Below are 24,358 nucleotides of genomic sequence, written 5' to 3'. Positions count from 1 at the left end.
AATGCGGGGGCTGCCGGTACACCAAAAGGCACCGACTCGTGCAACGCCCCGATCATTCGACGGCAAAAAACCGTCCGCAACCTTATGTCGAATCAACATAGCCGTATGCGAATCCCGAAATGAACCTGAAGCAACTCGAAGCTTTCGTGGCGATTTCGACGCTGCATACGACCACGGCGGCTGCGCAGCGGATGGGATGCTCGCAGTCCGCGGTGAGTCGTCTGCTGAGCCAGTTGGAGGAGGATCTTGGCTTGAGCCTGTTCGTGCGCGAACAGGGGCGGCTTACGCCCACGCGCGAGGGAGGTGCGCTAGTGCAGGAGGTGGAGACGATCGTCGAGGCGGCGCGGTGCCTTGAACGGCATGCCCAGCAACTGCGACTGGCCGGCACGCAGCGCAAGCTGGTGCGCATCATGGTTCCGAATACATTCGCTCAGTTTCTGCTGCCTGCTGTGATGCAGCATTTCTATGAAACGCACCGCGATGCAGTCTTGGAGGTGTTTTCGGGTACCTATGACGCTTCGGAACGCGCATTGTTGAGCCGGGAGGTCGATCTTGCATTCGTGCGACTCCCGACGCGCCTGTCCGGTTTTTCAGTCAAGTGGCGGTTCAACAGTGAATCGGTGTGCGTGATGCCGCGCTCGCATCCGCTGGTCCGGAACAGGACCGTCTCTGCGCGCGATCTGGATGGCGTGCCGCTCGTGCTGCTATGGCGCCAGAGCGCGCTTCGTCAGGAAATCGACGCGGCGTTCCGCAGCGCGAGGGTGACGCCTAACGTCATCGCCGAGGTGCATTCGGTGAGCGTGGCGTGCGCGATGGCAGCCCGCGGGGCCGGTGCGGCGATCGTCAACCGGTTGATCGCGCAATGTTGCGACACGGAGCAGTTCGTGATGAGGCCGTTCGTACCGGCGATCAGCTTCGAGACCGGAATCGCCTCCCTCGAGACCTATCCGATCAGCGGAACCTGCGAGGCATTTGCCACCTGCCTTGCCGGGGCGCTGGAAGATCTCCACGCTCGGCGCACGACGGATTCGTTCGAGTAGCCGCGGGCGGCTTTTACCCTCACCGCGAGTTGCGAGCCGCCACTTCGAGAATCGTCTCGGCGTCAGCGCGAGCGTTCTCGAGTTGCACGAGGCTTGCCTGACGTGCGCCGAGCGGATCGCGGTTTTCTATTGCCGTCAAAATGGCCTTGTGACGCGGCAGCGACAGCGCATGCGTGTCCGGGTGGCGGCTCGTCAGCTTGATCGATTCGGAGAGCGCCAGCGACATCATGTTGCCGATGAAGGCAAGCATGTCGTTGTGCGTAGCCGCCATGATCGCGCGATGGAACTCCAGATCGGGATCGAGCAATGCCGACGCCGTTTCCGCGTTCGCCATTTGTTCGAAGGCCCGGCGAATGCGCGTCAGATCGGCTTCTGTGCTTTCGGAGGCCGCCAGCGCGGCCGCGGCCGGCTCGATGATGCGGCGCACCGTGAGCAGCGAGCGAAAGAAATCGCCCTCGGGCGTACTGCTGATGGTCCAGAACAGCACGTCGGGATCGAGCATGTGCCATTCTTCCCGTGGGCGCACGACGCTCCCCACGCGCGGCTTCGATACCACGAGCCCCTTGGCGACCAGCACACGGGTGGCTTCGCGCAGAACCGGCCGGCTCACGCCGTAGGCTTCGCAAAGGCTCGGCTCGGGGGGCAGGCGTTCGCCGGGCGCAAATTTGCCGCTGACGATCTCGATGCCGAGTTCCTGCACGATCCGAGCGTGCATGCTCTTGCGATTCTTGAGATGCCGATAGTCCATGGTCTGTTCAATGCGGTGCGCTGACCGCGCGAAGCGAACTCACGCGGGCTGCGTAGCCGCGGAGGGTGTTCGCAGCATAGCATGGGCCAACGCACGAATTATCGAAATAATGACGCCATCAGGGAATAATCGGGTACCCCAGCCCGTTAAGGAAAGGTGATCGAGTCGCATGGGTGCGGTGAACGCCGTCTCGGTCGCTTGCCGTTCGATGGCCGGGGCGCCGGTGTCAGCCAGGCGCGGCCATTACTACCTCAACTGGAGCCGAAGATGAAAATCCGTCAATTTCTCCCCGCAGTCTTCACGATGCTCGTTCTGGCGCTGGCATCCTTGTCGGCCACCGCGTGCTCGACCACCGACGGTTCGATGGGCTCGACCGGCGCGTCGAGCTCGGGCGGCAGCGGTAGCGGCGGTTATTGATCGCCGGTGTACGCCATGAAGACCGCGCGACACGCGGTGACGCACGCGTGAGCTTCGAAGCCGACGTCATCGGCAAGCTGCCGCAACTGCGCCGCTACGCGCGCGCGTTGACGGGCGATGCCGCATGGGCCGACGATCTGGTGCAAGACGCGGCCGAACGCGCGCTCCTTCGCCGCAAGGCGTTCGAGCCGGGGAGCAACTTGCGCGCGTGGCTCTTCACGATCCTTCGAAACCTGTACATCGACCAGTTGCGTGCGCGGCGCGAGATCGCGGTGGACGACGAAAGCGCGCCCTGGCGCAACCTCGAGGCGCCGCGCGGCGAGGTCGACGGTCTGGTCCTGCGCGATGTCCAGCAGGCGCTCTATCACCTGTCGATGGAGCAAAGAGAAGTGATCCTGCTCGTCGGTGTCGAAGAACTGACGTATCAGGAAGCGTCGAACGTATTGGATATACCGATCGGCACCGTCATGTCCCGGCTTTCGCGTGCGCGGGAGCACATGCGGATGCTGCTCGACGTGGGGCCGGCGCATAAGCCGGCGCCCCTCAAAGTTGTGAGAAACAAGCCATGAACGACGACCATCGCGACTCCGGGCCGGAAGCGGGCAAAGCGGACAAAGCAGGTGAAGCGGGCATCGATTCGCAGATGCTCGGCGCGTTCGTCGACGGGGAGCTGAACGAAACGCATCGTGCAGCGGTGCTGTCGGCACTCGAGCGCGATCCCGAAGCAAAGGCACGCGTGGCCGCATGGCGAGCCCAAAAAGCGGCGCTCCGCGCCCTGTGCAACGCGCCGGAAGAGGGCGCCGCTCCGGTAATCGTGCTGCGCGCGCGCACCGCGTGGCGGCGGCGTATGGCACTTGCCGCGGGCTGGCTGGCCGCTGGGATCGCCATCGGTGTCATGGCCAGTACATTGATGCCCGAGCTGCGACGGCATCAGGAGCCGGCGACGTTCGCGCGTCGTGCCGATATCGCGTATGCCGTCTATGCGCCGGAAGTCCGTCATCCGGTCGAAGTCGGGGCGGGCGACGAGGCGCATCTGATGAGCTGGCTGTCGAAACGGCTCGGCAAGCAGTTGTCCGTGCCGTCGCTCCGGGAGTATGGCTACTCGCTCGTCGGCGGACGTCTGTTGCCGGGCGAAGCGGGGCCGGCCGCACAGTTCATGTACGAGAGTGCCTCGGGTGCGCGCCTCACGCTTTATGTCACGCGCATTCCCACTGATGAAACGGCGTTCAGGCTGTTGCGCGACGGCGATCGCCGCACGTTCTATTGGGTCAGCGATCACCTCGGGTACGCATTGTCCGGCCCGATATCCGAGGCGAAGCTGCGCGCGATCGCGATCGAAGTTTGCAGCGCGCTCGGCGGCAAGCCCGAATCGTGGCAATGACCAGATAAATTGACGGCGCATGGAATAGCGGCGCTATCGAATCCGTTTATCGCATGGATTGCGAACATCGGATGCAAATGATATGCAGCCGGCATTCGCCGATTCCACTCATGAGCTTTGCAATCGAACGGAGAACAACATGATCAAATCCCTCGCCTGCGTTGCCGCCGTGGCATGCGCCATTCCTGTTGCAGCACTTGCCGAACAACCGAAAACAGCCAACGGCATGCTCGTGGACGAAGACGGCATGACCCTTTATACCTTCGATGGGGACGCGAAGGCGGCGGACGGTGCGAGCGCATGCAAAGACCAATGCGCGACCATCTGGCCCGCAGCGAAAGCGGACGACTACGACAAAGCGAGCGGCAACTGGACGCTTGTAAAGACCGCGGACGGCAAGCAACAATGGGCCTACAACGGGCACCGGCTGTATCGCTTCACGAAAGACGCCAAGCCCGGCGACAAGAACGGCGACGGCGTCAAAGGCGTCTGGCATATCGCCAAACCCTGACGCGCGCGTGCCGCTGGCGCGCGGGACGGGTCGTCCTCAAAAAAAAATGGGAACGCGCCGATCGGATAGGACATCTATCGGCGCATGGACGGCGAATCGGCTCATCGAGCCGAATGTCGCTGTCCGCTCACCCGGAGACCCAAGATGAAGCACATCCCATGCGCCGTGGCACTCGCTGTTTTCTCGCTGCTGGCGATCGACGCGCACGCCCAGCAAGCCGCCGCCGCTCCGACGGATCCGCAAATCGCCGCGATCGTCGTGACGGCAAACCAGGTCGATATCGATGCCGGAAAGCTCGCCGGCGCGCGAAGCCATAACAAGGACGTCAAAAGCTTTGCGCATCTGATGGTGACCGACCACAGCAGCGTCAATAAATCGGCGGTCGATCTCGTCCACCGGCTCAACGTGACGCCGGAGGACAATTCCACCAGCCGCGCGTTGAAGCAAGGCGGCGACGAAAACCTCACGAAGCTGAAGAAGCTCAAAGGCGCCGCATTCGACAAAGCTTATGTCGATCACGAAGTGGCCTATCACGAGGCGGTGCTCGACGCGATCGACAAGACACTGATTCCCGACGCGCAAAATGCCGACCTGAAGGCGTTGCTCGTCAAGGTTCGGCCAGCCTTCGTCGCTCATCTCGAGCACGCGCGGCAGCTTCAGACCGAGCTGGCGAACAACGGGGAATGACATGTCCTCGAATGCACGGCTCGCTCGCGCCGCAATATGTGCCGCTGTTTCGGCGTGGGTGTTGCTCGGCGCGCACTCAGCCCTGGCAGCGGAACATATCGTGACGATCGAGGGGATGCAATTTTCGCCTGCGTCGGTCACCGCCGAGGCGGGCGACGAAATCGTATGGGTGAACAAGGATCTCGTCGCGCATACCGCCACCGCCACGGGCCGTTTCGATTCCCGAACGATCGAACCGGGCCATCGGTGGCGCTATGTCGCGCGGGCTCCTGGCACCTATTCTTACAGGTGCACACTTCATCCGACAATGAAAGCGACCCTCATCGTGGAGAAAGGACATGAACGGCGCAACACGAAGTGACGCCGAAACGGTATTGATGTCGGCGCTCGGGCGGCAGCACGATGCCGCGCTCGCGCGGCTGATCGCCGCCGGCGATCGCACAGCGTTCGTTCAGATGATGCGACACCACAACCGGCGGCTCTACCGTCTCGCGCGAGCCGTCTTGCGCGACGACGCCGAGGCCGAGGATGCGCTGCAGGAAGCCTATCTGGCCGCCTACAAGGCAATCGGCGGATATCGTGCGCAGGCATCGCTTGCAACCTGGCTGTCGCGCCTCGTGCTCAACGAGTGCATGGGGCGGCAACGGCGCCAGGCGCGCCGGAACAACGTGGCGCCGATGTTCAGCATGACGGACAGCGACGGAACGGAGCATGACATGGCCGACACGGAGGGCGCGGATGCCCCTGACGAAGCATTGCAACGCAGTGAAATCCGCGCACTGCTCGAACGCAAGCTCGACGCCTTGCCACAGGCATATCGCGTCGTTTTCGTGCTGCGCTGCGTGGAGGAGCTCAGCGTCGAGGAGACCGCCCAGTACCTGGATATCCCGGAAGCGACGGTCCGTTCGCGCCATTTCCGCGCGCGCAGCATGCTGCGCGAATCGCTGGCGAGAGCGCTCGATCTTGCCGAGGGGGAGGTGTTCTCGTTCGGAGGCGCCCGCTGCGACCGTATCGTCGAAGCGGTGCTCGCGAAGATCGATCGTTAGTACGCTCGATCCGGCCCCGCGTCCGCCGATACATTCAGGGTTGCTTAACGATGCCCAAAGAAATCGTGAATTCCCTATGAGCGCGTGGCTGTCTATGCTTGGTGGCGTTTACTCGGGCCGGGCCACGACAGGAGACGCGCATGGACGCCTTGATTTTCGATGTCGACGGGACGCTTGCCGACACGGAGAGCGCTCACCGCGATGCGTTCAACGTGGCGTTCGCCGAGGCTGGGCTCGATTGGTACTGGGACGACGCGCTGTACACGCGGCTGCTCGATGTGGCGGGCGGCAAGGAACGCATCCTTCGTTATTGGCGCTGCATCGAGCCTGAAGAGGCGAACGGCGCCAAAGCCGCGGAAACCGTGGCAGCTTTGCATGCGCTCAAGACGAAGCACTACGCCGAGCGCGTCGGCCGGGGAGCATTGCCGCTGCGCCCGGGTATCGCGCGGCTGATCGCCGAGGCGAATGCGGCAGGTGTGCCTGTCGCCATTGCCACGACGACCACACCTGCGAATATCGATGCCTTGCTCGTCGCGCCGTTCGGGGCGAATTGGCGCGAACGCTTCGCTGTCATTTGCGATGGGTCGACTACGCCGGTGAAAAAGCCTGCTCCCGATGTTTATTTCGGGGTGCTCGATGCGCTCGGATTGGATGGCGGCCGCTGTATCGCGTTCGAGGATTCCGAAAACGGTGCCCGAGCGGCCGCGGCGGCTGGCATACCCACGGTGATCACACCGACAACCTACACGCGCCAGCATCGTTTCGTCGACGCATTGGCGGTGGTTTCGCATCTCGGCGAACCGGACGACCCCGTGCCCGAGCCGCTGGCCGATGCAACGCAGCGATATGTCGACTTGGCTCTACTACGGCGATGGCTCGAATGCCGAGCGCGGGTTGCGCTTTGAGAATTTCACGGCGTGACTGTAACCGCGGCGCATAGGCCGGCGAATTAACAAGCAAGCAGCGCAGTCAAGCCCATGACGCCAGCCGATCGTGGCTGGCGTGCATCTCCCAGAGCCCGAACGCTGCGGGTCGCAGTCCGATCGAAGGACCGCGATGATCCAAACATCATGTCGTCGTTACCACGACGACCGGAGTCCCACCATGAAACCTTCATTTCGCACTGCGTCGCTGCGTTCTGCGCTCGTCGCGCCTATGTTCGCGCTCGGTGCAGCCGTCTTCGCACTACCTGCCGTCGCCCAGAGTAACGACGCGTCGCACGCGCAGATTACCCGCGCGAGCGTCAGAGCACAACTCGAGGAGCTTGTCGGTGCGGGCTACAACCCGCGCGACTGGTACCACTATCCCGACAATTTGCAGGCGGCGCAGCGCGTCGTCGATCAGCGGCATACGACCCTCGCGCAGTCGGATGCTCCGATGAAAGCGATGAGCGGGGATACGCCGACAAACGCGGCAACGTCTGATCAGAGCAGCGAATCCATGGGCGGTGTTGCTGCCGGGAAATCGGAAGCGGGCTCGCCAGCGGATGCCGGCATGACCGCGCGGCGGGCTTGCGCCGTCGGACCGGAGTGCTCGGCCTTTTACGGGCGTTGAATTTCGAGCCGGGCGGATACGATCTGCCCCGGTCGCTTACCGCGCCTCCATGACCCGCAATACGGGGTGTCCGTCGACATTCTTGAGCGGGAAATAGGCGCGGTGGGTCGCCGGATCCACCGCGACGACATGTGCATTCGGTCCGACCCGGCCTTCGCCGATCTTTTTCACTTCGGCGCCTTTCACGCTGAACATCGAGACGACGCCTGCCTCTCCCGCGACGTACAACGTCCTCGATGCCGTGTCGAACGCCAGCACGTCCGGGGCGCTGCCGACGTCGAACGATTGGAGAACGCGCTTCGAACCCATGTCGAAGACCAAAAGCTTGTCATTTCCCTCGCACGCGATGAACGCGATGCGATCCTGGGCGTCGATCAATAATCCGTGGTTGCCTTTTGCGCCCGTCAGAGGGACGCGGGAGATCACGCGATCCGTCGCTGGATCGATTTCGACGAGCTCATTGCGTGTCTGCACATTGACGAAGATATGACGCGATATCGGGTCATACTGGCTGTTGCCGACCTCGCCGCCGAGCTGGATCGTCGCCACACGCCGTTCGGTCCGAGTGTCGATCGCCGTCTCCGTTTCGCCAGTCTCGTCCGACACGTAAAGCTTGTGCGCGTCAGTGGCATAGGCCATGCCGTCGGGGTAGCGACCGCCCGGTATACGCGCGACGATCTTTAGCGTGGCTTCGTCGATTGCGACGATTTCGTTCGTTCCGGTGGCCGAAGCGTACACGCGAGACTGCTCGGGAACGACAAGCACACCGTGTACCGACGAGACGTCGCCAACGCGCCCGAGTACGCGCGATGAAGCGACGTCGAAGACGATCACCTCGCCATCGCCGAGGTGCGCGACAAAAAGCAGGCGCCGGGTGGGATCGTAACTTTCATAATCGAGACGGGTCGTCCGACCGGGTAGTCGAATGTCAACCACGTGCTCGAGCGGCAGATCGCCCATCGACGGCTTGTCTGCCGCGGCCGAGGTGCTCCCCGCAGGCAGGCCTGCGCCGACCAGCGTCACACATAGGCCAAAAAGCAGCACGAGGCACCGGCGCGAGCCAGCCAGCCTGTTCGTTCGCGCAAGGGGCGGCATCAGAAGGCGTGGGAATGAACGAGCGGATAAACCACAAGACCCACGAGGGCGGCCGCACCGACCACGACCGGTTCCTGAAGTTTCTTGAAGCGCCATAGCAGGGCGATCGTCGCGAGGCCAATGAGGAGGGTAGGCACATCGACGATCGAACGCTTGGCAATCACGATCACGGAGCCCGCGATGGCGCCGACCGCTGCTGCCGTAATACCGTCCACGAACGCTTTCACGCCGGGCAGGTGGCCGTACTTCTTGAAGTACGGTGCCGGGATCACCGTGAACAGATAGCACGGCAGGAACGTGCCGAATGCCGCGACGAAAGCGCCGGGCAGGCCGGCGACGAGATAACCGATAAAGCCGACCGTAATGACGACCGGCCCCGGTGTGATCATCGCGACGGCGACTGCATCGACGAACTGCTTGTCGTTGAGCCAATGGTGCTCGGTCACGACACCACCGTAAAGGAACGGCACGATCGCAAGGCCCGATCCGAACACGAACGCGCCGGCCTTCATGAAAAAGCCCCCGAGCTGCGCAAGCAGTGGCCAATCGAAGCCGGAAACGACGCTGGCCCCCGCAGGGAGATTCGCCGCTGCGATCGCATGGATACCGCCCTTATGCAACCATTTCGGCGGAGCGCGCCAGAGCCAACCAATCAGTCCGCCGGCGATGAACAGCCACGCGATCTCGGATTCCGTGACGAACGTGACGATGGCGAGCGTCAGAAAGATCGCCCACAGGAGCTTGTCGTTGCCGACCGTCTTGATCGTGAGCTTATAGGCGCTCATGGCGATGATGCCGACGACGGCGGCACCCACGCCATAGAACACCGCCTGCATCCACGATAGGCCGCCAAAGTGCGCGTAGGCCCAGCCCAGCGCCACCACCATCAAAAACGAGGGTAGGACGAATGCAAACCCCACGAGCGTTGCGCCGAGAATTCGGTAATGCACATAACCGAGATAAATGGCCAGTTGCGCGGCGAGCGGCCCAGGCGCGAGCTGCGCGAGTGCCAGGCCCTCCTTGTAGTCCGATTCGGTGATCCAGCCGAGCCGTTCGACGAGGTCGCGGCGCATGTAACCGGCCAGCGCCACCGGGCCGCCGAAGCCGAGCGTGCCGAGCCGCAACATGTATCTGACGAGTTGGACCAATGTATAGGTCGGTGCTGCAGTGGCCACCGTGCTCACGAACCTCTCCCAATGTCTTTTTCGGCGCTCGCCGCGAAATGCGTATAGAGCGCGTCCAATACCGCCCCCATCTGCTCGAGCAATTGATTGTCGTCGTCCACGCGCTGGCGGGTGCCCGACATCACCGCCTCGAATCCGACTGCTTCGGGGGCGGCCGGCCCGCCCACGTCGAGCGCATGCACGATTTCGCCCAGTCGCAGCAGGGCCGGATCCTGGTCCAAGCCGAAACTCGCGAGCAGGACCTCGAAGGTGACCCGCTCGCCCACATGCGTGAACGCCGCGCCGTCGAAGTCGAAACCGAGTGCATCGGCCGGGCATTCGTCCGGCGATGTCAGCCATACGAAGCGCGCATCGGAATCGATGAAGCGCCGAATGAGCCAGGCACTGGCCACGCGATCCACCCACATTCGTCGGCGCGTGGCCCAGATACGGCTCCGGTACTGATCGCGTGACAGGAGGCGGATGGGGTGTTCGGCAGGATGTGGCTCACCGGGCGAGAGCACGGTATCGACGAGCGCGACGAGGTCCTGCCACGCGACTTCGGCGCGGGTGGCGGCATCGTCCGGGAAGTAATCGATTGCCCGAATGGTCTCGTAATCTTTGCGCATGCGTCGCAGCAAACGCGTCAATTCAGTCGCCGACTGACCCTCGATGGTTCTGCGCGCCTCCGCCAGCGACTGGATGAACGCGTCGTAGTCGCTTTCGCGGTCGAACAACGCGCGGAACGCCTGTTCCTGAGACGCATCGAGGCTCGGCGCGCGCAGCAGGTGGGCGGTGCCGCCGCTCTCGGCGATGGCGTCGGCCAGCTCGCGCAACATGTCTTCGTGGCCGTCGCTATAGGGCAAGAGATAGACGCCGTCGCGCAGGACGGCGCAGCCTTTTGCCTTGAGCGCGCGGTAAAAACGCATGCGCGCTGTCGCGTTCTCGGTGGGCAGCGTCAGTATGAGCAGAGACCACATCAGCGGTGTATCCATGTAGAGTATCCTACACAGACGTTAATATTGATACAAGTTTAACTCGTGCCCCGGTCCGTAACCCTTGTCGATTCAGCGATCCCGATTCGTTAAACTGCGCGCATAGGCGCCGCGCGCGCCGATTCCAACCACCTCATTCCGATGAATTCAAGACTCAGCGCAGTGTTCGTCGCGCTCGCCGCCGCGGCGCTGTTCGGCGCCGCCACCCCGATCGCCAAAGCGCTTCTTGGTTCGATGTCACCCTTCATGGTGGCGGGTCTCTTTTACCTCGGCAGCGGCGTCGGGCTCGGCATGGGCATCGTCGCTCTGAGGCTCCGACGGGCCGATGCCCAGGCGAGTGCCAGCCATCGAATCCAGAAAGCCGAACTGCCGTGGCTCATGGGCGCGATCGTGACCGGCGGTGTCGTGGGACCCGCGCTGCTCATGCTCGGGCTGGCGAGCACGTCTGCGGCGACCAGTTCTTTGCTACTGAATCTCGAAAGCGTGCTGACCGCCGTCATCGCATGGGTCGTCTTCCGCGAGAACGTCGACCTTCAGGTGTTCCTCGGGATGGTGGCTATCGTCGCGGGAGGCATGCTGCTGTCGTGGCACCCGGGTCAGGTAGCGGTTCCCGTCGGGGCGCTGCTGATCGTCGGTGCCTGTTTGTGCTGGGCGATCGACAACAACCTGACACGCAAGGTGTCCGCAAACGATGCGATGGTGATTGCCTGTCTGAAGGGCTTGATCGCGGGCCCTGTGAATCTCGCCATCGCCTTTGCCACGGGAGCGGCACTGCCGGCCGTGGGCATCGTCGGCGCTGCGATGCTCACGGGACTGGCCGGCTACGGCGTGAGCCTCGTCCTGTTCGTCGTTGGGCTCCGCCACCTCGGGACTGCGAGGACAGGAGCGTACTTCTCGGTTGCTCCGCTCTTCGGGGTTGCGCTTTCGCTCGTGCTATGGCCTGAGTTACCTTCCGTATCGTTCTGGATCGCGGCAGCGCTAATGGCGCTTGGCGTTTGGCTGCACGTGCGCGAGCGCCATGAACATGAGCATAACCACGACTTCCTCGAGCACACTCATCGGCACCGCCACGACGAACACCATCGGCACGAGCACGACTTCCCGTATGCGGGCGACGAACCGCATACCCATCCGCATGTTCATTTGCCCATTACGCACTCGCACGCGCATTTCCCGGACATCCACCACCGCCATCAGCACTAGGCGCTCTCGCGCGGCAGAAAAATCGTCGTCAGTGCGCACGCTCATCACGTCAAAGGGTTTATGGAAGCAGGCATATCGAAGTCGCACGCGAGCCGCGCGCACTCCGCACTCGAGGTTCTGTCGGTTTTTCTGAGGCTGGGGCTGACGTCGTTCGGCGGCCCTGTCGCCCACATCGGGTACTTCCGTCGGGAGTTCGTCGAGCGGCGCCGGTGGCTCGACGATGCGACGTTCGCCGATCTCGTCGGCCTTTGCCAATTTCTTCCGGGGCCCGCGAGCAGTCAGGTGGGATTCTCGATCGGTTTGCTTCGTGCGGGATGGCGCGGCGCCCTTGCCGCATGGTGCGGCTTCACGCTGCCCTCGATCGCGTTGTTGATCGCTTTCGCCCTCGTTGCCCCGTCACTGGGCGGTCCGCTCGGCAGCGGCCTGATCCATGGGCTCAAGCTCGTTGCGGTAGCCGTTGTGGCGCAAGCGGTATGGGACATGGCGCGCCGCCTATGTCCCGACCATCGCCGCGCTGCTGTCGCGTTGATCGCCGTAGCGATTCTTGCCGTCCTGACCACCGCCTATGCGCAGTTGATTGTGATCGTGCTCGGGGCATGCCTTGGCATGGTGTTGTGCAGAGCTTCCGCCTCGGAGAGCATGGCGGGCATGGGTCGACACGCGCGCGAGTTCCACGTGTCGCGCACCGTAGGGGCAATCGCGCTGATACTGTTTTGTGCGTTTCTTTTCGGGCTGCCGGCATGGGCGGCGGTCGATTCGACGCACGCCATCCGCATATTCGACGCCTTTTACCGCTCCGGCGCGCTGGTCTTCGGTGGCGGCCACGTGGTGCTTCCGCTACTGCAACACGAAACAGTCGCGACGGGCTGGGTATCGTCGAACGACTTTCTGGCGGGCTATGGCGCCGCTCAGGCCGTCCCGGGCCCGCTCTTCACGTTCGCCGCCTTTCTCGGCTGGATCATGACCGGCACGCCCGGTCATGGCTGGGGCGCGTTGTTGGCAACGGCCGGCATCTTCTTGCCGGGCCTGCTGCTGGTCCTTTCTGCGTTGCCCTACTGGCAAGCGCTTCGCGCGCATCCGTCGATGGCCCCAGCGCTCGCGGGTGTCAATGCCGCGGTGGTCGGGCTGCTGGCGACGGCGTTGTACTCGCCCGTCTGGACGAGTGCCGTTCATTCGGGGGCCGATTTCGCGATTGCCACGGTTGGCTTCTTTTTGCTGACACGCTGGAAAGTGCCGCCGCTCGTTGTCGTACTACTTTGCGCGGTAGCGGGCGTTATCGAAGTACTCCCGCATTGACGGACCCCGTGAGGTGCGTCACGAGCAACCGAGCCGGCTTGGGCAAGACAGCGAGGTCCCGCGCACAGATGAGCAGTGCACGGTGCGCCCATTCTTCGGCAAGCTCGATCTTGCGCAAGCCCATCGAGCGCAAATACGGCCGCACGGCCGCCGCGGGCAGCACGGCGACGCCGAGCCCGGCCGCGACCATCATGCACATGGCGTCGAAGCTGCGCACGCGAATGCGCAGCTTCAGCCGCCGACCGATCGATTCCGTGGCGTGTTCGAGCCGTTTGGCCAGCGAGGTACCCCGTGAAAGGCTGACGAAGTCGTACTCGAGTGCCTCGTCGAACGAGATCGATCGGTGGGCGGCAAGCGCATGGCCGTTCGGCACGACGAGCACCAACTGATCGTGCCGATAAGGGACGGTCTGCAGGCCCAGCAGGGGCGTCGATTCCGCAAGAATGCCGAAGTCCGCTTCACCGTCGAAGACGGCCGTCGCCACGCGGTCGCTGTTCTGCTCTTCGAGTTCGATGCGGATTTGCGGATTGGCCGCCGTGAAAGCGGCGATCTCGGCCGGCAGGAACTGCGTGACCGCCGAGGTATTGGCCCAAAGCCGCACCACGCCGACGACGCCCGCGGCGTAGTCCGAGAGATCCGCGCTCAACACGTCCACATCGTTGAGAATGCGTTGCGCGTGCCGCTGTAACGCGGTGCCGGCCGCCGTCAGTACGATCCCGCGGGAATGACGCTCGAAGAGGGCGACACCCAGCGCGGCTTCGAGGTCCGCGATCCGCTTGCTTGCAGCGCCCACCGCGAGATGCGCCAGTGCCGCGCCCTTGCTGATGCTACCGCTGCGCACCACCAGGCTGAACAACGAGAGCGAGACGAGATCCAGGCGGTGCAGATTCATGATCGGGCGTAAGTCGGTAACCGATTTACCGTGCCGAGCATTATGCAATATCGCTCTTCATCCCCCGATAGCGGTTAGGGAAGACCCTGAATCGGCTTTCGCGTTTCGCGAAAGCTGGATGCGCGACTGTGACATTCCGCCGAGTTGGGCGGGCTCGCATAATCGCCTGCAATCGAAATAGCCAGGACTTCAGGGGAGATAGGCCAATGAGCGGTCAACCATCGACTTCCATTTCACCGGCAGCACTCGATGGCATCCGGGTCATCGAAATGGGACAGTTGATTGCGGGGCCATTCGCCGGCAAGACACTCGGTGAATTCGGCGCCGACGTCATCAAGATCGAACCGCCCGGCGCGGGCGATCCGCTGCGCAACTGGCGCCTCATGAAAGACGGTACGTCGGTCTGGTGGCAGGTGCAATCGCGTAACAAGCGCTCCATTGCACTCGATCTGCGCAGCGCGCAAGGGCAGGAAGTGGCACGCGCGCTGATCGCACAGGCCGACGTGCTCATCGAAAACTTCCGGCCCGGTACGCTCGAGGCCTGGGGCATGGGCTATGAAGCGCTTTGCGAGATCAACCCGGGTCTCATCATACTGCGCATCTCGGGGTACGGCCAAAGCGGACCCTACCGGGACTTGCCGGGCTTCGGCTCGATAGGCGAGGCGATGGGCGGACTGCGGCACCTCACCGGTGAGCCCGCGCGCGTGCCGGTGCGGTGCGGCATCTCGATCGGCGACACGCTGGCGGCACTGCACGGCGTGATCGGCGTTTTGATGGCGCTTTACCATCGCGACGCTCGCGGCGGAAAAGGGCAGGTGATCGACGTGGCGCTGCACGAAGCCGTATTCAACGTCATGGAGAGTCTGATTCCGGAATACAGCGCGTTCGGCGCCGTGCGCGAAGCGGCGGGCAGCGCGTTGCCCGGTATTGCACCATCGAACGCCTATCGCTGCACGGACGGTTATGTGCTCGTCGCCGGTAACGGCGACAGCATTTTTCGGCGCCTGATGAGCGTCATTGGCCGCGACGATCTGGCCGCCGATCCGTCGCTCGCCGACAACGCGGGGCGCGTTGCGCGTGTCGACGAACTCGACGAGGCGATCGGCGCATGGACAGCGTCGCGCACGTCGCAGGAGGTGCTCGATACGCTATCGGCCGCGCGCGTACCGGCCGGCAAAATCTATACGGCCAAGGACATCGCGGAGGATCCCCACTATCGGGCGCGGGACATGATCCTGCGGCAAACGACGCGGGAAGGCTACGAACTCGCCGTGCCCGGCATCGTGCCGAAACTGACCGGCACGCCGGGCGCAGTTCGTTCGGCCGCGCCGCGGCTCGGAGACGACACGGAGGCTGTGTTGAGAGAGGCCGGCCTGACCGACGACATGATCCGCACGCTGCGTGAACAAGGGGCGATCGCATGAAGAGCTGGCAAGGGAATCATCGACGCATTTATCTGCACGAGGTCGCGCCGCGCGACGGTTTGCAGTCGGAACGCGCGTTCGTGACAACCGATCGGAAGATCGCGTTGGTCGACGCGCTCTCGCTCACGGGCGTCGCCAAGATCGAAGTCACGGCATTCGTCTCGCCTCGGGCGATTCCCTCGCTTCGCGACGCCGATGCCGTGCTGCGGGGCATCGAGCGGCGTCCGGGCGTCGTGTACACGGCGTTGGTGCCGAACGTGCACGGTGCCGAACGCGCCATCGAGGCGCGGGCCGACGAACTCAACCTCGTCATGTCGGCGAGCGAAAGCCACAACCTCTCGAACCTGCGGATGACGCGCGAGCAATCCTGGCAAGGATTGCTCCAGGTCGCGCGTCTTGCGCACGGGGCCGGCGTGGCCGTCAACGTTTCGCTGTCGTGTGCCTTTGGCTGCCCGATGGAGGGCGATGTGCCCGCGGATACGGTGCTCGAGTGGTCTGGACGCTTCGTCGAGGAAGCCCATGCGCGCAGTGTCACGCTGTGCGACACCACGGGCATGGCCTACCCGAGCCAGGTCGCGGCCTTGACGCAGACGTTCTGTACGCGCTGGCCGGCCACCGAACTCACGCTGCATTTTCATAACACGCGCGGCATGGGGCTGGCCAACGTTCTTGCCGCCATCGATGCCGGGGCGACACGCTTTGACGCATCGTTGGGCGGAATCGGCGGCTGCCCCTACGCACCGGGCGCGAGCGGCAACGTGTGCAGCGAAGAGATCGTGCATGCGCTCGAACTGATGGGATACGACACGGGTGTCGATCTCGATGCGTTGCTCGCGATTTCGCGCCAGTTGCCCGGAATGCTCGGGCATGACACGCCGAGCCAGCTCGTCAAGTCGGGACAGCGGCTCGATCTGCATCCGCGACCCGCCGATTACGACGCGATCGTTCAGCGCGCGCTCGAACGTAGCACCGGCAGTTGACAGCGCGCTCTCATCGGCGCATCGCGAATGCGGGCGAAAACCTACCGGCGATCCGATCGAGGTCGCCGATGCCCATCCAAATCGGAGGAGACATGAAAAGAGAAGCCTCGTTACCTGAGCAGAAGTCCGCGGAAATTGCCGCGCGCTTCGACCGCCTGCCACCCTCGCGTACCGTCTGGACGATGGTGATCCTGATCTCGCTTGGCGGGTTTTTCGAATTCTACGACTTGTTCTTCACCGGCTATGTCGCGCCGGGGATGGCCCGCTCCGGACTCTTCACGCCCGAATCGCTCGGATTCTTTTCGGCGCTTGGCCCACTGAAGGTCGCCGGCTTCGGAACCTTCGTGTTTTCGACGTTCATGGGACTCTGGGTCGGCGCGCTCGCGTTCGGACAAGTTGCCGACCGGTGCGGGCGACGGATGATCTTCACGTGGTCCCTCATCTGGTACGTCGTCTGCACGACGATCATGGCGTTCCAGACGACAGGGCTCTGGCTCAACGTCTGGCGCTTTGCCGCGGGTGTCGGACTCGGCATCGAGTTGGTCACCATCGATACCTACATCTCCGAGTTGATCCCGAGCCGGGAGCGCGGTCGCGCCTATGCCGTGAACCAGGTCGTTACGTTCTCCGCCGTGCCGGTGGTCGCGTTTCTCGCGTTCGCGTTGAAGGACATGCGGCCGTTCGGGCTCGATTACTGGCGCGTGGTCGTGTTGGTCGGCTCGCTCGGTGCCGTGGCGGTCTGGTTCTTGCGGCGCAACATCCCGGAAAGCCCGCGCTGGCTCGCGCGTCATCAGCGCGTCGAAGAAGCGGAGCGGATCGTCGCAGACATCGAACGTCGCGTGGCGGCCGAACGTGGCATCGCGCTAAGCGCCCCGCAACCGGCGCAGCCCGAGAAAGAAGGGCGCGGATCGCTTATGGAAGCGCTGCGGCCTCCCTATCGGAAACGCACGGTGATCATGTCGGTGTTCAACATGGCGCAGGTGATCGGCTTTTATGGATTCGCCGCCTGGGTGCCAACGCTGCTCGTGAGCCGCGGCGTGCACGTGACGTCGAGTCTTGCCTACGCGTTCGTGATCGCGATCGCCAACCCGTTCGGACCGCTGCTCGGGGTATGGTTTGCCGACAAGTTCGAGCGCAAGACGCAAATCGTGGCGAGCCTTGCAGCGATGGGCGTCGTGATCGTGCTGTTCTCGCAGGCGTCATCTCCGGCGCTGCTGATTGCGCTCGGCGTGCTGTTCACGCTGGCATCGAACGTCATGTCGTTTGCCTACCATGGCTACCAGGCTGAACTGTATCCGACGCGGATACGCGCGCGTGCGGTCGGCTTCGTCTACTCATGGAGCCGTCTCGCCGCGGCATTCGCGGGGCTCGCGATCGGAATCCTGCTGCACGGCTACGGCGTGCCCGGCGTCGCGGCGTTCATCGGGACGTCGATGCTCGTCGGGATTGCCGCGATTTTGCTGGGACCTGCGACGCGCGGGCTCGCGCTCGAAAAGATCAGCCATTGACGATGTGTCGGCGACGCGCCGCATACGATCTGTCGGTTCGTCGAACGCGAGGCAGAGAAGACGTCAGTTCATTCCCGTGAGCCGGTAGCCGACTCCTGTCTCCGTGATGATGTGCTGAGGCTGCGTCGGATCGCGCTCGAGCTTGTGCCGGAGGTTGCGCATATAAATGCGCAAGTAGTGTGCGTTGTCGGTGCGCGCGGGGCCCCAGACCTCTCTTAGCAATTGCTGGTGCGTCAACACACGGCCTGCGTGCCGTATCAGCAAGAGCAGCAAGCGATACTCGATCGGCGTGAGATGCACGGCGGCGCCGTCGCGCTCGACGGTCCGCAACTCCAGATCGACCGTTACGTCGCCGAAGCGCGCTTTGGATGTTTCAGATGCCCCATTTGCATTGCGATTATGCCGCCGCAGGTGCGCGCGAATGCGCGCCAACAGCTCGGCAGCACCGAACGGCTTCGTCAGAAAATCGTCCGCGCCCGCATCGAGCGCGGCGACTTTCTCCTCCTCGCGCGTACGCGCCGATAACACGATGACCGGCATCGAGGACCATTCCCGCAGACGCCGGATCACATCGACACCATCGATGTCCGGCAAACCCAGATCGACGATGGCGAGATCCGGCCGCGCGTTCGCCGCGAGCGACAACCCTCGGCGCCCGGACTCGGCGTCGAGCATGCGCATCGCCTCGCTTTCGAGGCACGCCTGTACGAAGCGGCGGATGCGGCTGTCGTCTTCGATAAGCAGTACGGTGATGGCGGGTTCCGACATGAGTTATCCGTTCCTATCGCCGGGCGTAGCATCGAGACCTTCGATGGGCAAACCCTCCAGCGGCGTCTCGTTCGCAGGCAACATGAACCAGAACGTCGCACCGAGCACCGTACCGTCCGCCGCGATGCGATTCATGGCGCCGATCTTGCCTGCGTGGGCTTCCACGATCGCGCGGCAGATTGCAAGACCGAGGCCGATGCCCGGCTTCGCGGATTCCTTTTCGCCGCGCGTGAACTTCTCGAATATGCGCGACGCCATGGCCACAGGCAAGCCCGGACCGTCATCCTGGACTTCGACCTTGACGTAACGCTCGTCGCCTTCATGCAGGACCGACGCCACCACGCAGATCGGCGAGCCGGCCGGCGTGTACTTCGAGGCATTCTCGAAGAGGTTGGCGAAGAGCCGCTCCACGAGCACCGCATCGAGCTCGATGAGCGGCAGGTCCGCAGGCACACGCGTGCGGATCGGCCGGCCCGCGAGTATACGCCGGCACGCGGCAAGCGCGGAGCCGATGACTTCCTCGATCGACGACCACTGACGATTGATCTTCATGCTGCCTTCCTGCAGGCGAGCCATGTCGAGCAAATTGGTGACGACGCCCGTCATGCGCAGCGCCTCGTCGTGAATGGCCTCGGCAAGCTCGAACGAACGTGCCTCGTCGACCTTGGCTCCGCCGGGCTCTGCGGCCAGCATGGACGCAAAGCCGACGATGGACGTCAACGGCGTACGCAGATCGTGCGAAATGGCCGACAAAAGGGAATTTCGCAATCTTTCGGACTCCATATTGACCAGCGCGTCCTGGGCGATTTCGACGTAGTGCACACGTTCGAGCGCCAGCGCAATCTGTGCGGCGAACGTCTCGATCATCCGCCGCTGCTCGGGGACCTGGAGATCCTCCATGCGCGGCGAAACCAGCGCCATGACGCCGCGCGTGCGCATGGGCGCCTTGAGCGGCAAGTAAAGCGCACTCGTGGCCGGGAGCGTGTCCGTGCCGTGCCCGGCTGGCTTTTGCTGATCGTAGACCCACTGCGCGATGTCCTTGTCGATCTCGGCCTCGGCGAGCGTGACGGCGGGGTCCGGGTTCTCGATCTTGGGCCGCACGCTCTCGTTGCTGTCCGGCAAAAGAATCGCGACGCGTGCCTGGAAGACTTCGGCCACGTGCCGGGAGCCGGTTTCGATGATCTGGACCGTAGCGAGCGCGGCACCGAGTTCCCGCGTCATGGCGAACATCGCGCCGGTGCGGCGCTCGCGCAGGTTCGCGATACGCGCCTGCCCGCGCAAGCTCGCAGTGAGGTGACTGATCGTCAGGGAAGTGGCCAGCATGACCGCAAACGTCAGCAGGTATTGTGTATCCGATACGGTGAACGAAAGGTGCGGCGGCACGAAGAAGAAGTCGAACGAGGCGACGCCGAGAAACGAAATCAGCACGCCCGGTCCGCGCCCGAGCCGGGCCGCCGTGAAAATCGTGCCGAGCAGGTAAAGCATGACGAGGTTGGCGAGCGAGACCCGCCCGAGCGCCTGGCTGGCGATGACGGTGATGGCCGCGCACAGACCGATCGCGTACAGATACGACGAGGGCTTCGAACGCTGTACCTCGGCACCCAGGCCAGCGAAACGTGCAGCTGACTCGCGACGCTCGGCTTGTTCGCGTACGGCGCCCGAGTTCACGAGTGTCACGTCGATGTCGCGTGCGGCGCCGATCAACCGCTCCCCGGTCGAGCGACGCAGCCATGCGGACCAGCCGGAAGCAGGCGATGCACCTACCACGAGCTTCGACACATTACGCATGCGCGCATAGGCGATCAGCGTTTTCGGCGGGTCTTCTCCCTGCAGCGTTACCGTTTCGGCGCCGAGCTCGGAGGCGAGCTTCAACGCATCGAGCGTTCGCTTGCGGATCGCATCGGGCAGACGCTGCAGTCTTGGCGTTTCGACATAGACGGCAAGCCAGTCCGCCTTGAGACTTGCCGCGAGCCGCGCGGCGGCGCGCACGAGCGTCGCGCTCTCGGGGCCCGCGCCGACACACACGATGATGCGCTCGCGCGCTTGCCAGATACGCTCGATCGATTGATCGGCGCGATATTCCCGCATCTGGGCGTCCACGCGGTCAGCCGTGCGGCGCAAGGCCAGTTCGCGCAGCGCGATCAGGTTGCCCTTGCGGAAGAAATTCCGGACCGCGTGCTCCGCCTGACGCGGGAGGTAGACCTTGCCCTCCTGCAGGCGTTCGAGCAATTCATCCGCCGGCAGATCGACGAGCGTCACGTCGTCGGCGAGATCGAACACGCGGTCCGGCACGGTTTCCCATACACGGATACCGGTAATCTGTCCGACGATATCGTTCAGGCTCTCGAGATGCTGAACATTGACGGTCGTATAGACGTCGATGCCGGCGTCCAGCAGCTCGTACACGTCCTGCCAGCGCTTCATGTGCCGCGAGCCCTGCACGTTGGAATGCGCGAGCTCGTCGACGAGAATCAGCCCGGGCTTGCGCGCGAGCGCCGCATCGAGATCGAACTCGGACAACTGGTGCCCGCGATACTCGATCGTTGCGGGAGGGATGACCTGGAGCCCTTCGATGAGGCCTACCGTTTCCTTGCGGCCGTGCGTCTCCACGACGCCGACGACCACGTCGACACCTTCGTCGCGGCGCCGCCTCGCCGCCTGCAGCATCGCGTACGTTTTGCCGACGCCGGCGGAGGCGCCGAAGAATATCTTCAACCGGCCGCGACTGCGCTTTTCTTCGTCCCGCTGAATTTTTTCGAGCAGCGCGTCGGGATCGGGACGTTCCATAGTGCCTCGTTGCGGGAATGGGCCATATGCGAGCTTAGCCTAATCAATGCATGGTTTGAATTCGATCGAGTGCAAGATTCAGCCGTAGTACGTTCACGCGCGGCTCGCCCAGCACGAGGAACTGCCGGCCGGACGTGTTCTGCTCGATCGCGCGATACACCTGATCGAGCGTCAGGCCGCGCGCCTTTGCCACCCGGGACGCCTGATATGCCGCGGCTGCCGGCGAGATATCGGGATCGAGACCACTGCCCGACGAGGTGACGAGATCGACGGGAATCGGTGCCGTATTCGTCGGATCGGCTGCATGCAACGCGAGGATCCTTCCCTTCACTTCGTCGGCGAGCGCGGGATTCGTCGGTCCCAGGTTCGAGCCGCCGGAGTTCTGAGCGTTGTAGGGGTTCGGCGTGGTGGCCGATAACCGTCCCCAGAAATAACCGGGCGCATCGAACTGCTGGCCGATCAATTCGGAGCCGACCGGCTTGCCGTCTCTCTCGAGGATGCTGCCATTCGCCTGACGAGGAAATACCGCCTGGCCTATCGCCGTGACGATGACCGGATAGGCGATACCCGTGATCAGTGTCATCGCTGCAAATAGCACGAGCGTCGGTCGCAACAGGTTTTTCATGATCGATCGAATAAGAAAGGGATTCGGTTCAGGCCCAGCCCATCGCGGCCAGGAACATGTCGATCAGCTTGATGAACGGGAACGGCAGCATGATGCCGCCGAGCCCGTAGATCAGCAGATTGCGGCGCAGCAGTGCGGCTGCGCCAAGCGCGCGATACGTCACGCCTTTCAGCGCGAGCGGAATCAGGAAAACGATGATGAGCGCATTGAAGATGACCGCGGAGAGAATGGCCGACGCGGGCGACGTCAGATGCATCACGTCGAGCACGCGCAGCTGGGGGTAGGTCGTCGCAAACGCAGCCGGAATGATCGCAAAGTACTTCGCGATGTCGTTCGCGATCGAGAACGTCGTCAGCGAACCGCGGGTCATCAGCATTTGCTTGCCGATTTCGACGATCTCGATCAGCTTCGTCGGATTCGAATCGAGATCGACCATGTTGCCGGCTTCCTTCGCCGCTTGCGTGCCGGTGTTCATCGCCACTGCCACGTCGGCCTGGGCGAGCGCCGGAGCGTCGTTGGTCCCGTCGCCCGTCATCGCGACGAGCCGGCCTTCGGTCTGGTGCGCGCGGATCGTCGCGAGCTTCGTCTCGGGCGTCGCCTCGGCGAGAAAATCGTCGACTCCGGCTTCGGCCGCGATCGCCGCGGCCGTCAACCGGTTGTCGCCGGTCACCATCACGGTCTTGATGCCCATTTTGCGCAATTCGGCAAAACGCTCCTTGATACCGCCTTTGACGATGTCCTTCAACTCGATGACACCGAGCACGCGGGCGGCTCCGCTGGCATTCTCGCCGCCGGTCTTTTCCGCGACCACGAGCGGCGTGCTGCCGCGCCGTGCGATATCGTCGACTGCCTTGCTCACTTCCTGGGCAAACCGGCCGCCGCTTTCCTCGACGTACTTGCGCACCGCATCGGCCGCGCCTTTGCGGATTTCGCGACTGGGCGCCCCGAAGGAAGTCCCATCGGGGGGCGTCCCGGCGCGCGTTGTCTTCGGATGCAGATCGACGCCGCTCATCCGCGTTTGCGCCGTGAAGCCGAGAAAGGTCGCCTGCAGTTGGGCCATGTCGCGCTCGCGGATATTGAACCGCTGCTTCGCGAGCACGACGATGCTGCGGCCTTCCGGCGTTTCATCGGCGAGCGATGCAAGCTGTGCCGCATCGGCGAGCTCGTGCTCGGTGATACCCGGCGCCGGCACGAATGCCGATGCTTGCCGGTTGCCGAGCGTGATCGTGCCTGTCTTGTCGAGCAAGAGGACATCGACGTCGCCCGCGGCTTCGACCGCCCGGCCGGACGTCGCGATGACGTTGGCCTGCATCATGCGGCTCATGCCGGCCACGCCAATGGCGGAGAGCAGCCCGCCGATCGTCGTCGGAATCAGGCAGACGAGCAGGGCAACGAGCGCAGTGATCGTCACGACGCTGCCCGAGTTCATCGCCGCGACGGAAAAAAGCGAGAACGGCAGGAGCGTCGCCGTGGCAAGCAGCAGCACGAGCGTCAACGCGACGAGCAGAATCGTGAGCGCGATCTCGTTCGGCGTTTTTTGCCGCTTCGCGCCTTCCACCATGGCGATCATCCGGTCGAGGAACGCCTCGCCGGGATTGACGCTGACCCGCACGACGATCCAGTCGGACAGCACGCGCGTGCCGCCCGTGACGGACGAGAAATCGCCACCCGACTCGCGGATGACAGGGGCGGACTCGCCCGTGATCGCGGATTCGTCGACGGAAGCCACGCCGTCGAGGACTTCGCCGTCGGCCGGAATCGTATCGCCGGCCTCGACGAGCACGACGTCGCCCTTGCGAAGATCGGTCGACGTCACGATGCGGATGGGCGACTTCGGATGCGGCTCGTTGAGCTTCTTCGCCGTGACGTTGTGTTTCGCGCTACGCAATGACGCGGCTTGGGCTTTCGAGCGTCCCTCCGCGAGCGCTTCGGCGAAGTTGGCGAACAGCACCGTGAACCAGAGCCAGAGTGCGACGGCCAGTATGAAGCCGGCGGGCGCTTCGGCCTGCCCGCCCAGAGCCGCGATCCATAGCACGGTCGTCAGAATGCTACCGACATAGACGCAGAACATCACGGGGTTGCGCAACTGCGTGTGCGGCCCGAGTTTCCTGAACGAATCGACGATGGCCGGCTTGAGGAGCGCGGGATCGAACATCGCGCGCGCGGCCGTGCGCGTTTGCCCCTGATTATCCGGGCGATGCGCAGGCGTTGGATTGATTGTTGTCATGCTTTTCCTCG

At 63.7% G+C, this 24,358-nt stretch carries 24 protein-coding genes; 15 read left to right on the top strand and 9 right to left on the bottom strand.

Annotation, left to right across the window (positions count from 1 at the left end; translation table 11 throughout):
* Positions 1-119 precede the first annotated feature (119 nt).
* Positions 120-1,040 (top strand): LysR family transcriptional regulator, encoded by a 921-nt coding sequence (locus ACO1XS_RS08970; RefSeq protein ID WP_486390478.1) that lies wholly within the window; start codon positions 120-122, stop codon positions 1,038-1,040.
* Positions 1,041-1,059: 19 nt separating this feature from the next.
* Here ACO1XS_RS08970 and ACO1XS_RS08965 read toward each other — a convergent pair whose 3' ends face one another.
* Entirely contained in the window at positions 1,060-1,788 is a 729-nt protein-coding gene (locus tag ACO1XS_RS08965; protein ID WP_331569458.1) for a FadR/GntR family transcriptional regulator, read from the bottom strand.
* 267 nt (positions 1,789-2,055) lie between these two features.
* On the opposite strand from ACO1XS_RS08965, the gene ACO1XS_RS08960 reads away from it, so the two are divergent.
* The 9 genes from ACO1XS_RS08960 (at position 2,056) to ACO1XS_RS08920 (ending at position 7,384) form a co-directional block, all read left to right on the top strand.
* A complete protein-coding gene (locus tag ACO1XS_RS08960; protein WP_173259980.1) occupies positions 2,056-2,205 on the top strand; it encodes a hypothetical protein in 150 nt (49 codons plus the stop codon).
* Positions 2,206-2,252: 47 nt separating this feature from the next.
* Positions 2,253-2,774: a sigma-70 family RNA polymerase sigma factor gene (locus ACO1XS_RS08955; protein WP_331569460.1), complete on the top strand. Its 522-nt coding sequence runs from the start codon at positions 2,253-2,255 to the stop codon at positions 2,772-2,774.
* A complete protein-coding gene (locus tag ACO1XS_RS08950) occupies positions 2,771-3,586 on the top strand; it encodes an anti-sigma factor family protein (RefSeq protein ID WP_486390477.1) in 816 nt (271 codons plus the stop codon). The genes ACO1XS_RS08955 and ACO1XS_RS08950 overlap by 4 nt, the downstream gene beginning before the upstream one ends.
* Before the next feature lie 139 nt (positions 3,587-3,725).
* Positions 3,726-4,097: a COG4315 family predicted lipoprotein gene (locus tag ACO1XS_RS08945; protein ID WP_486390476.1), complete on the top strand. Its 372-nt coding sequence runs from the start codon at positions 3,726-3,728 to the stop codon at positions 4,095-4,097.
* Positions 4,098-4,241: 144 nt separating this feature from the next.
* Positions 4,242-4,784 carry a DUF4142 domain-containing protein gene (locus ACO1XS_RS08940; RefSeq protein ID WP_331569466.1) on the top strand — a complete coding sequence of 181 codons (543 nt, stop codon included), beginning with the start codon at positions 4,242-4,244 and terminating at the stop codon, positions 4,782-4,784.
* Position 4,785: 1 nt separating this feature from the next.
* Positions 4,786-5,145, top strand: coding sequence for a cupredoxin domain-containing protein (locus tag ACO1XS_RS08935; protein ID WP_331569468.1), 360 nt, complete (start codon positions 4,786-4,788; stop codon positions 5,143-5,145).
* A 16-nt stretch (positions 5,146-5,161) separates the two neighbouring features.
* Positions 5,162-5,830 carry an RNA polymerase sigma factor gene (locus ACO1XS_RS08930; protein ID WP_331569478.1) on the top strand — a complete coding sequence of 223 codons (669 nt, stop codon included), beginning with the start codon at positions 5,162-5,164 and terminating at the stop codon, positions 5,828-5,830.
* 140 nt (positions 5,831-5,970) lie between these two features.
* Entirely contained in the window at positions 5,971-6,735 is a 765-nt protein-coding gene (locus ACO1XS_RS08925; protein ID WP_486390475.1) for an HAD family hydrolase, read from the top strand.
* Positions 6,736-6,934: 199 nt separating this feature from the next.
* On the top strand, positions 6,935-7,384 hold the full coding sequence (locus ACO1XS_RS08920) for a DUF4148 domain-containing protein (protein ID WP_331569472.1): 450 nt from the start codon (positions 6,935-6,937) through the stop codon (positions 7,382-7,384).
* Between the two features lie 36 nt (positions 7,385-7,420).
* On the opposite strand, the gene ACO1XS_RS08915 is transcribed toward ACO1XS_RS08920, so the two are convergent.
* The 3 genes from ACO1XS_RS08915 to ACO1XS_RS08905 are packed head-to-tail and all read right to left on the bottom strand — an operon-like array spanning position 7,421 to position 10,637.
* Entirely contained in the window at positions 7,421-8,479 is a 1,059-nt protein-coding gene (locus ACO1XS_RS08915; RefSeq protein ID WP_486390474.1) for a YncE family protein, read from the bottom strand.
* Positions 8,479-9,663, bottom strand: coding sequence for a chromate transporter (locus ACO1XS_RS08910; RefSeq protein WP_486390473.1), 1,185 nt, complete (start codon positions 9,661-9,663; stop codon positions 8,479-8,481). Before ACO1XS_RS08910 ends, ACO1XS_RS08915 begins: the two co-directional genes overlap by 1 nt.
* On the bottom strand, positions 9,660-10,637 hold the full coding sequence (locus ACO1XS_RS08905) for a chromate resistance protein ChrB domain-containing protein (RefSeq protein WP_486390472.1): 978 nt from the start codon (positions 10,635-10,637) through the stop codon (positions 9,660-9,662). Before ACO1XS_RS08905 ends, ACO1XS_RS08910 begins: the two co-directional genes overlap by 4 nt.
* A 141-nt stretch (positions 10,638-10,778) precedes the next feature.
* Between ACO1XS_RS08905 and ACO1XS_RS08900 the strand changes: the two genes are divergently transcribed.
* Both ACO1XS_RS08900 and chrA read left to right on the top strand, forming a co-directional pair.
* On the top strand, positions 10,779-11,840 hold the full coding sequence (locus tag ACO1XS_RS08900; protein ID WP_331574350.1) for a DMT family transporter: 1,062 nt from the start codon (positions 10,779-10,781) through the stop codon (positions 11,838-11,840).
* A 60-nt stretch (positions 11,841-11,900) separates the two neighbouring features.
* On the top strand, positions 11,901-13,136 hold the full coding sequence (gene chrA, locus ACO1XS_RS08895; protein ID WP_486390471.1) for a chromate efflux transporter: 1,236 nt from the start codon (positions 11,901-11,903) through the stop codon (positions 13,134-13,136).
* On the opposite strand, the gene ACO1XS_RS08890 is transcribed toward chrA, so the two are convergent.
* Complete coding sequence (locus ACO1XS_RS08890) at positions 13,114-14,028, bottom strand: LysR family transcriptional regulator (RefSeq protein WP_331574346.1); 915 nt, start codon at positions 14,026-14,028, stop codon at positions 13,114-13,116. The two genes, chrA and ACO1XS_RS08890, sit on opposite strands and share 23 nt — an antisense overlap.
* Before the next feature lie 206 nt (positions 14,029-14,234).
* Here ACO1XS_RS08890 and ACO1XS_RS08885 point away from each other — a divergent pair, with 206 nt between their 5' ends.
* The 3 genes from ACO1XS_RS08885 (at position 14,235) to ACO1XS_RS08875 (ending at position 17,940) form a co-directional block, all read left to right on the top strand.
* Positions 14,235-15,452: a CaiB/BaiF CoA transferase family protein gene (locus ACO1XS_RS08885; RefSeq protein WP_486390470.1), complete on the top strand. Its 1,218-nt coding sequence runs from the start codon at positions 14,235-14,237 to the stop codon at positions 15,450-15,452.
* A complete protein-coding gene (locus tag ACO1XS_RS08880; protein ID WP_486390469.1) occupies positions 15,449-16,432 on the top strand; it encodes a hydroxymethylglutaryl-CoA lyase in 984 nt (327 codons plus the stop codon). Before ACO1XS_RS08885 ends, ACO1XS_RS08880 begins: the two co-directional genes overlap by 4 nt.
* Before the next feature lie 182 nt (positions 16,433-16,614).
* The gene (locus ACO1XS_RS08875; RefSeq protein ID WP_414720355.1) at positions 16,615-17,940 is read left to right on the top strand and encodes an MFS transporter; all 1,326 of its coding nucleotides are present in this window, start codon (positions 16,615-16,617) and stop codon (positions 17,938-17,940) included.
* Positions 17,941-18,003: 63 nt separating this feature from the next.
* Here ACO1XS_RS08875 and ACO1XS_RS08870 read toward each other — a convergent pair whose 3' ends face one another.
* Genes ACO1XS_RS08870 through kdpB form a run of 4 tightly spaced genes read right to left on the bottom strand, consistent with a single transcriptional unit; the run spans position 18,004 to position 24,275 of the window.
* Positions 18,004-18,708 carry a response regulator gene (locus tag ACO1XS_RS08870; protein ID WP_440558944.1) on the bottom strand — a complete coding sequence of 235 codons (705 nt, stop codon included), beginning with the start codon at positions 18,706-18,708 and terminating at the stop codon, positions 18,004-18,006.
* Between the two features lie 3 nt (positions 18,709-18,711).
* On the bottom strand, positions 18,712-21,495 hold the full coding sequence (locus ACO1XS_RS08865) for a DUF4118 domain-containing protein (RefSeq protein ID WP_331574336.1): 2,784 nt from the start codon (positions 21,493-21,495) through the stop codon (positions 18,712-18,714).
* Between the two features lie 43 nt (positions 21,496-21,538).
* Positions 21,539-22,120 (bottom strand): potassium-transporting ATPase subunit KdpC, encoded by a 582-nt coding sequence (gene kdpC / locus ACO1XS_RS08860; protein ID WP_486390468.1) that lies wholly within the window; start codon positions 22,118-22,120, stop codon positions 21,539-21,541.
* 28 nt (positions 22,121-22,148) lie between these two features.
* Entirely contained in the window at positions 22,149-24,275 is a 2,127-nt protein-coding gene (kdpB, locus tag ACO1XS_RS08855) for a potassium-transporting ATPase subunit KdpB (RefSeq protein WP_486390569.1), read from the bottom strand.
* Positions 24,276-24,358: the final 83 nt, after the last annotated feature.

The sequence above is a fragment of the Trinickia sp. genome (assembly GCF_057351765.1).
Note: the sequence above shows the minus strand (reverse complement) of the source record. Positions and strands in the feature narration are given on the sequence as shown.

Bases quoted from the DNA above. Each gene is read 5' to 3' on its own strand.
- ACO1XS_RS08935 (WP_331569468.1), top strand. From the start codon at position 4,786: ATGTCCTCGAATGCACGGCTCGCTCGCGCCGCAATATGTGCCGCTGTT.
- ACO1XS_RS08945 (WP_486390476.1), top strand. From the start codon at position 3,726: ATGATCAAATCCCTCGCCTGCGTTGCCGCCGTGGCATGCGCCATTCCT.
- ACO1XS_RS08870 (WP_440558944.1), bottom strand. From the start codon at position 18,708: ATGTCGGAACCCGCCATCACCGTACTGCTTATCGAAGACGACAGCCGC.
- ACO1XS_RS08970 (WP_486390478.1), top strand. From the start codon at position 120: ATGAACCTGAAGCAACTCGAAGCTTTCGTGGCGATTTCGACGCTGCAT.
- ACO1XS_RS08930 (WP_331569478.1), top strand. From the start codon at position 5,162: ATGTCGGCGCTCGGGCGGCAGCACGATGCCGCGCTCGCGCGGCTGATC.
- ACO1XS_RS08940 (WP_331569466.1), top strand. From the start codon at position 4,242: ATGAAGCACATCCCATGCGCCGTGGCACTCGCTGTTTTCTCGCTGCTG.
- ACO1XS_RS08865 (WP_331574336.1), bottom strand. From the start codon at position 21,495: ATGGAACGTCCCGATCCCGACGCGCTGCTCGAAAAAATTCAGCGGGAC.
- chrA (WP_486390471.1), top strand. From the start codon at position 11,901: ATGGAAGCAGGCATATCGAAGTCGCACGCGAGCCGCGCGCACTCCGCA.
- ACO1XS_RS08885 (WP_486390470.1), top strand. From the start codon at position 14,235: ATGAGCGGTCAACCATCGACTTCCATTTCACCGGCAGCACTCGATGGC.
- ACO1XS_RS08965 (WP_331569458.1), bottom strand. From the start codon at position 1,788: ATGGACTATCGGCATCTCAAGAATCGCAAGAGCATGCACGCTCGGATC.
- ACO1XS_RS08880 (WP_486390469.1), top strand. From the start codon at position 15,449: ATGAAGAGCTGGCAAGGGAATCATCGACGCATTTATCTGCACGAGGTC.
- ACO1XS_RS08905 (WP_486390472.1), bottom strand. From the start codon at position 10,637: ATGGATACACCGCTGATGTGGTCTCTGCTCATACTGACGCTGCCCACC.
- ACO1XS_RS08960 (WP_173259980.1), top strand. From the start codon at position 2,056: ATGAAAATCCGTCAATTTCTCCCCGCAGTCTTCACGATGCTCGTTCTG.
- ACO1XS_RS08890 (WP_331574346.1), bottom strand. From the start codon at position 14,028: ATGAATCTGCACCGCCTGGATCTCGTCTCGCTCTCGTTGTTCAGCCTG.
- kdpC (WP_486390468.1), bottom strand. From the start codon at position 22,120: ATGAAAAACCTGTTGCGACCGACGCTCGTGCTATTTGCAGCGATGACA.
- ACO1XS_RS08950 (WP_486390477.1), top strand. From the start codon at position 2,771: ATGAACGACGACCATCGCGACTCCGGGCCGGAAGCGGGCAAAGCGGAC.
- ACO1XS_RS08875 (WP_414720355.1), top strand. From the start codon at position 16,615: ATGGTGATCCTGATCTCGCTTGGCGGGTTTTTCGAATTCTACGACTTG.
- ACO1XS_RS08915 (WP_486390474.1), bottom strand. From the start codon at position 8,479: ATGCCGCCCCTTGCGCGAACGAACAGGCTGGCTGGCTCGCGCCGGTGC.
- ACO1XS_RS08925 (WP_486390475.1), top strand. From the start codon at position 5,971: ATGGACGCCTTGATTTTCGATGTCGACGGGACGCTTGCCGACACGGAG.
- kdpB (WP_486390569.1), bottom strand. From the start codon at position 24,275: ATGTTCGATCCCGCGCTCCTCAAGCCGGCCATCGTCGATTCGTTCAGG.
- ACO1XS_RS08900 (WP_331574350.1), top strand. From the start codon at position 10,779: ATGAATTCAAGACTCAGCGCAGTGTTCGTCGCGCTCGCCGCCGCGGCG.
- ACO1XS_RS08920 (WP_331569472.1), top strand. From the start codon at position 6,935: ATGAAACCTTCATTTCGCACTGCGTCGCTGCGTTCTGCGCTCGTCGCG.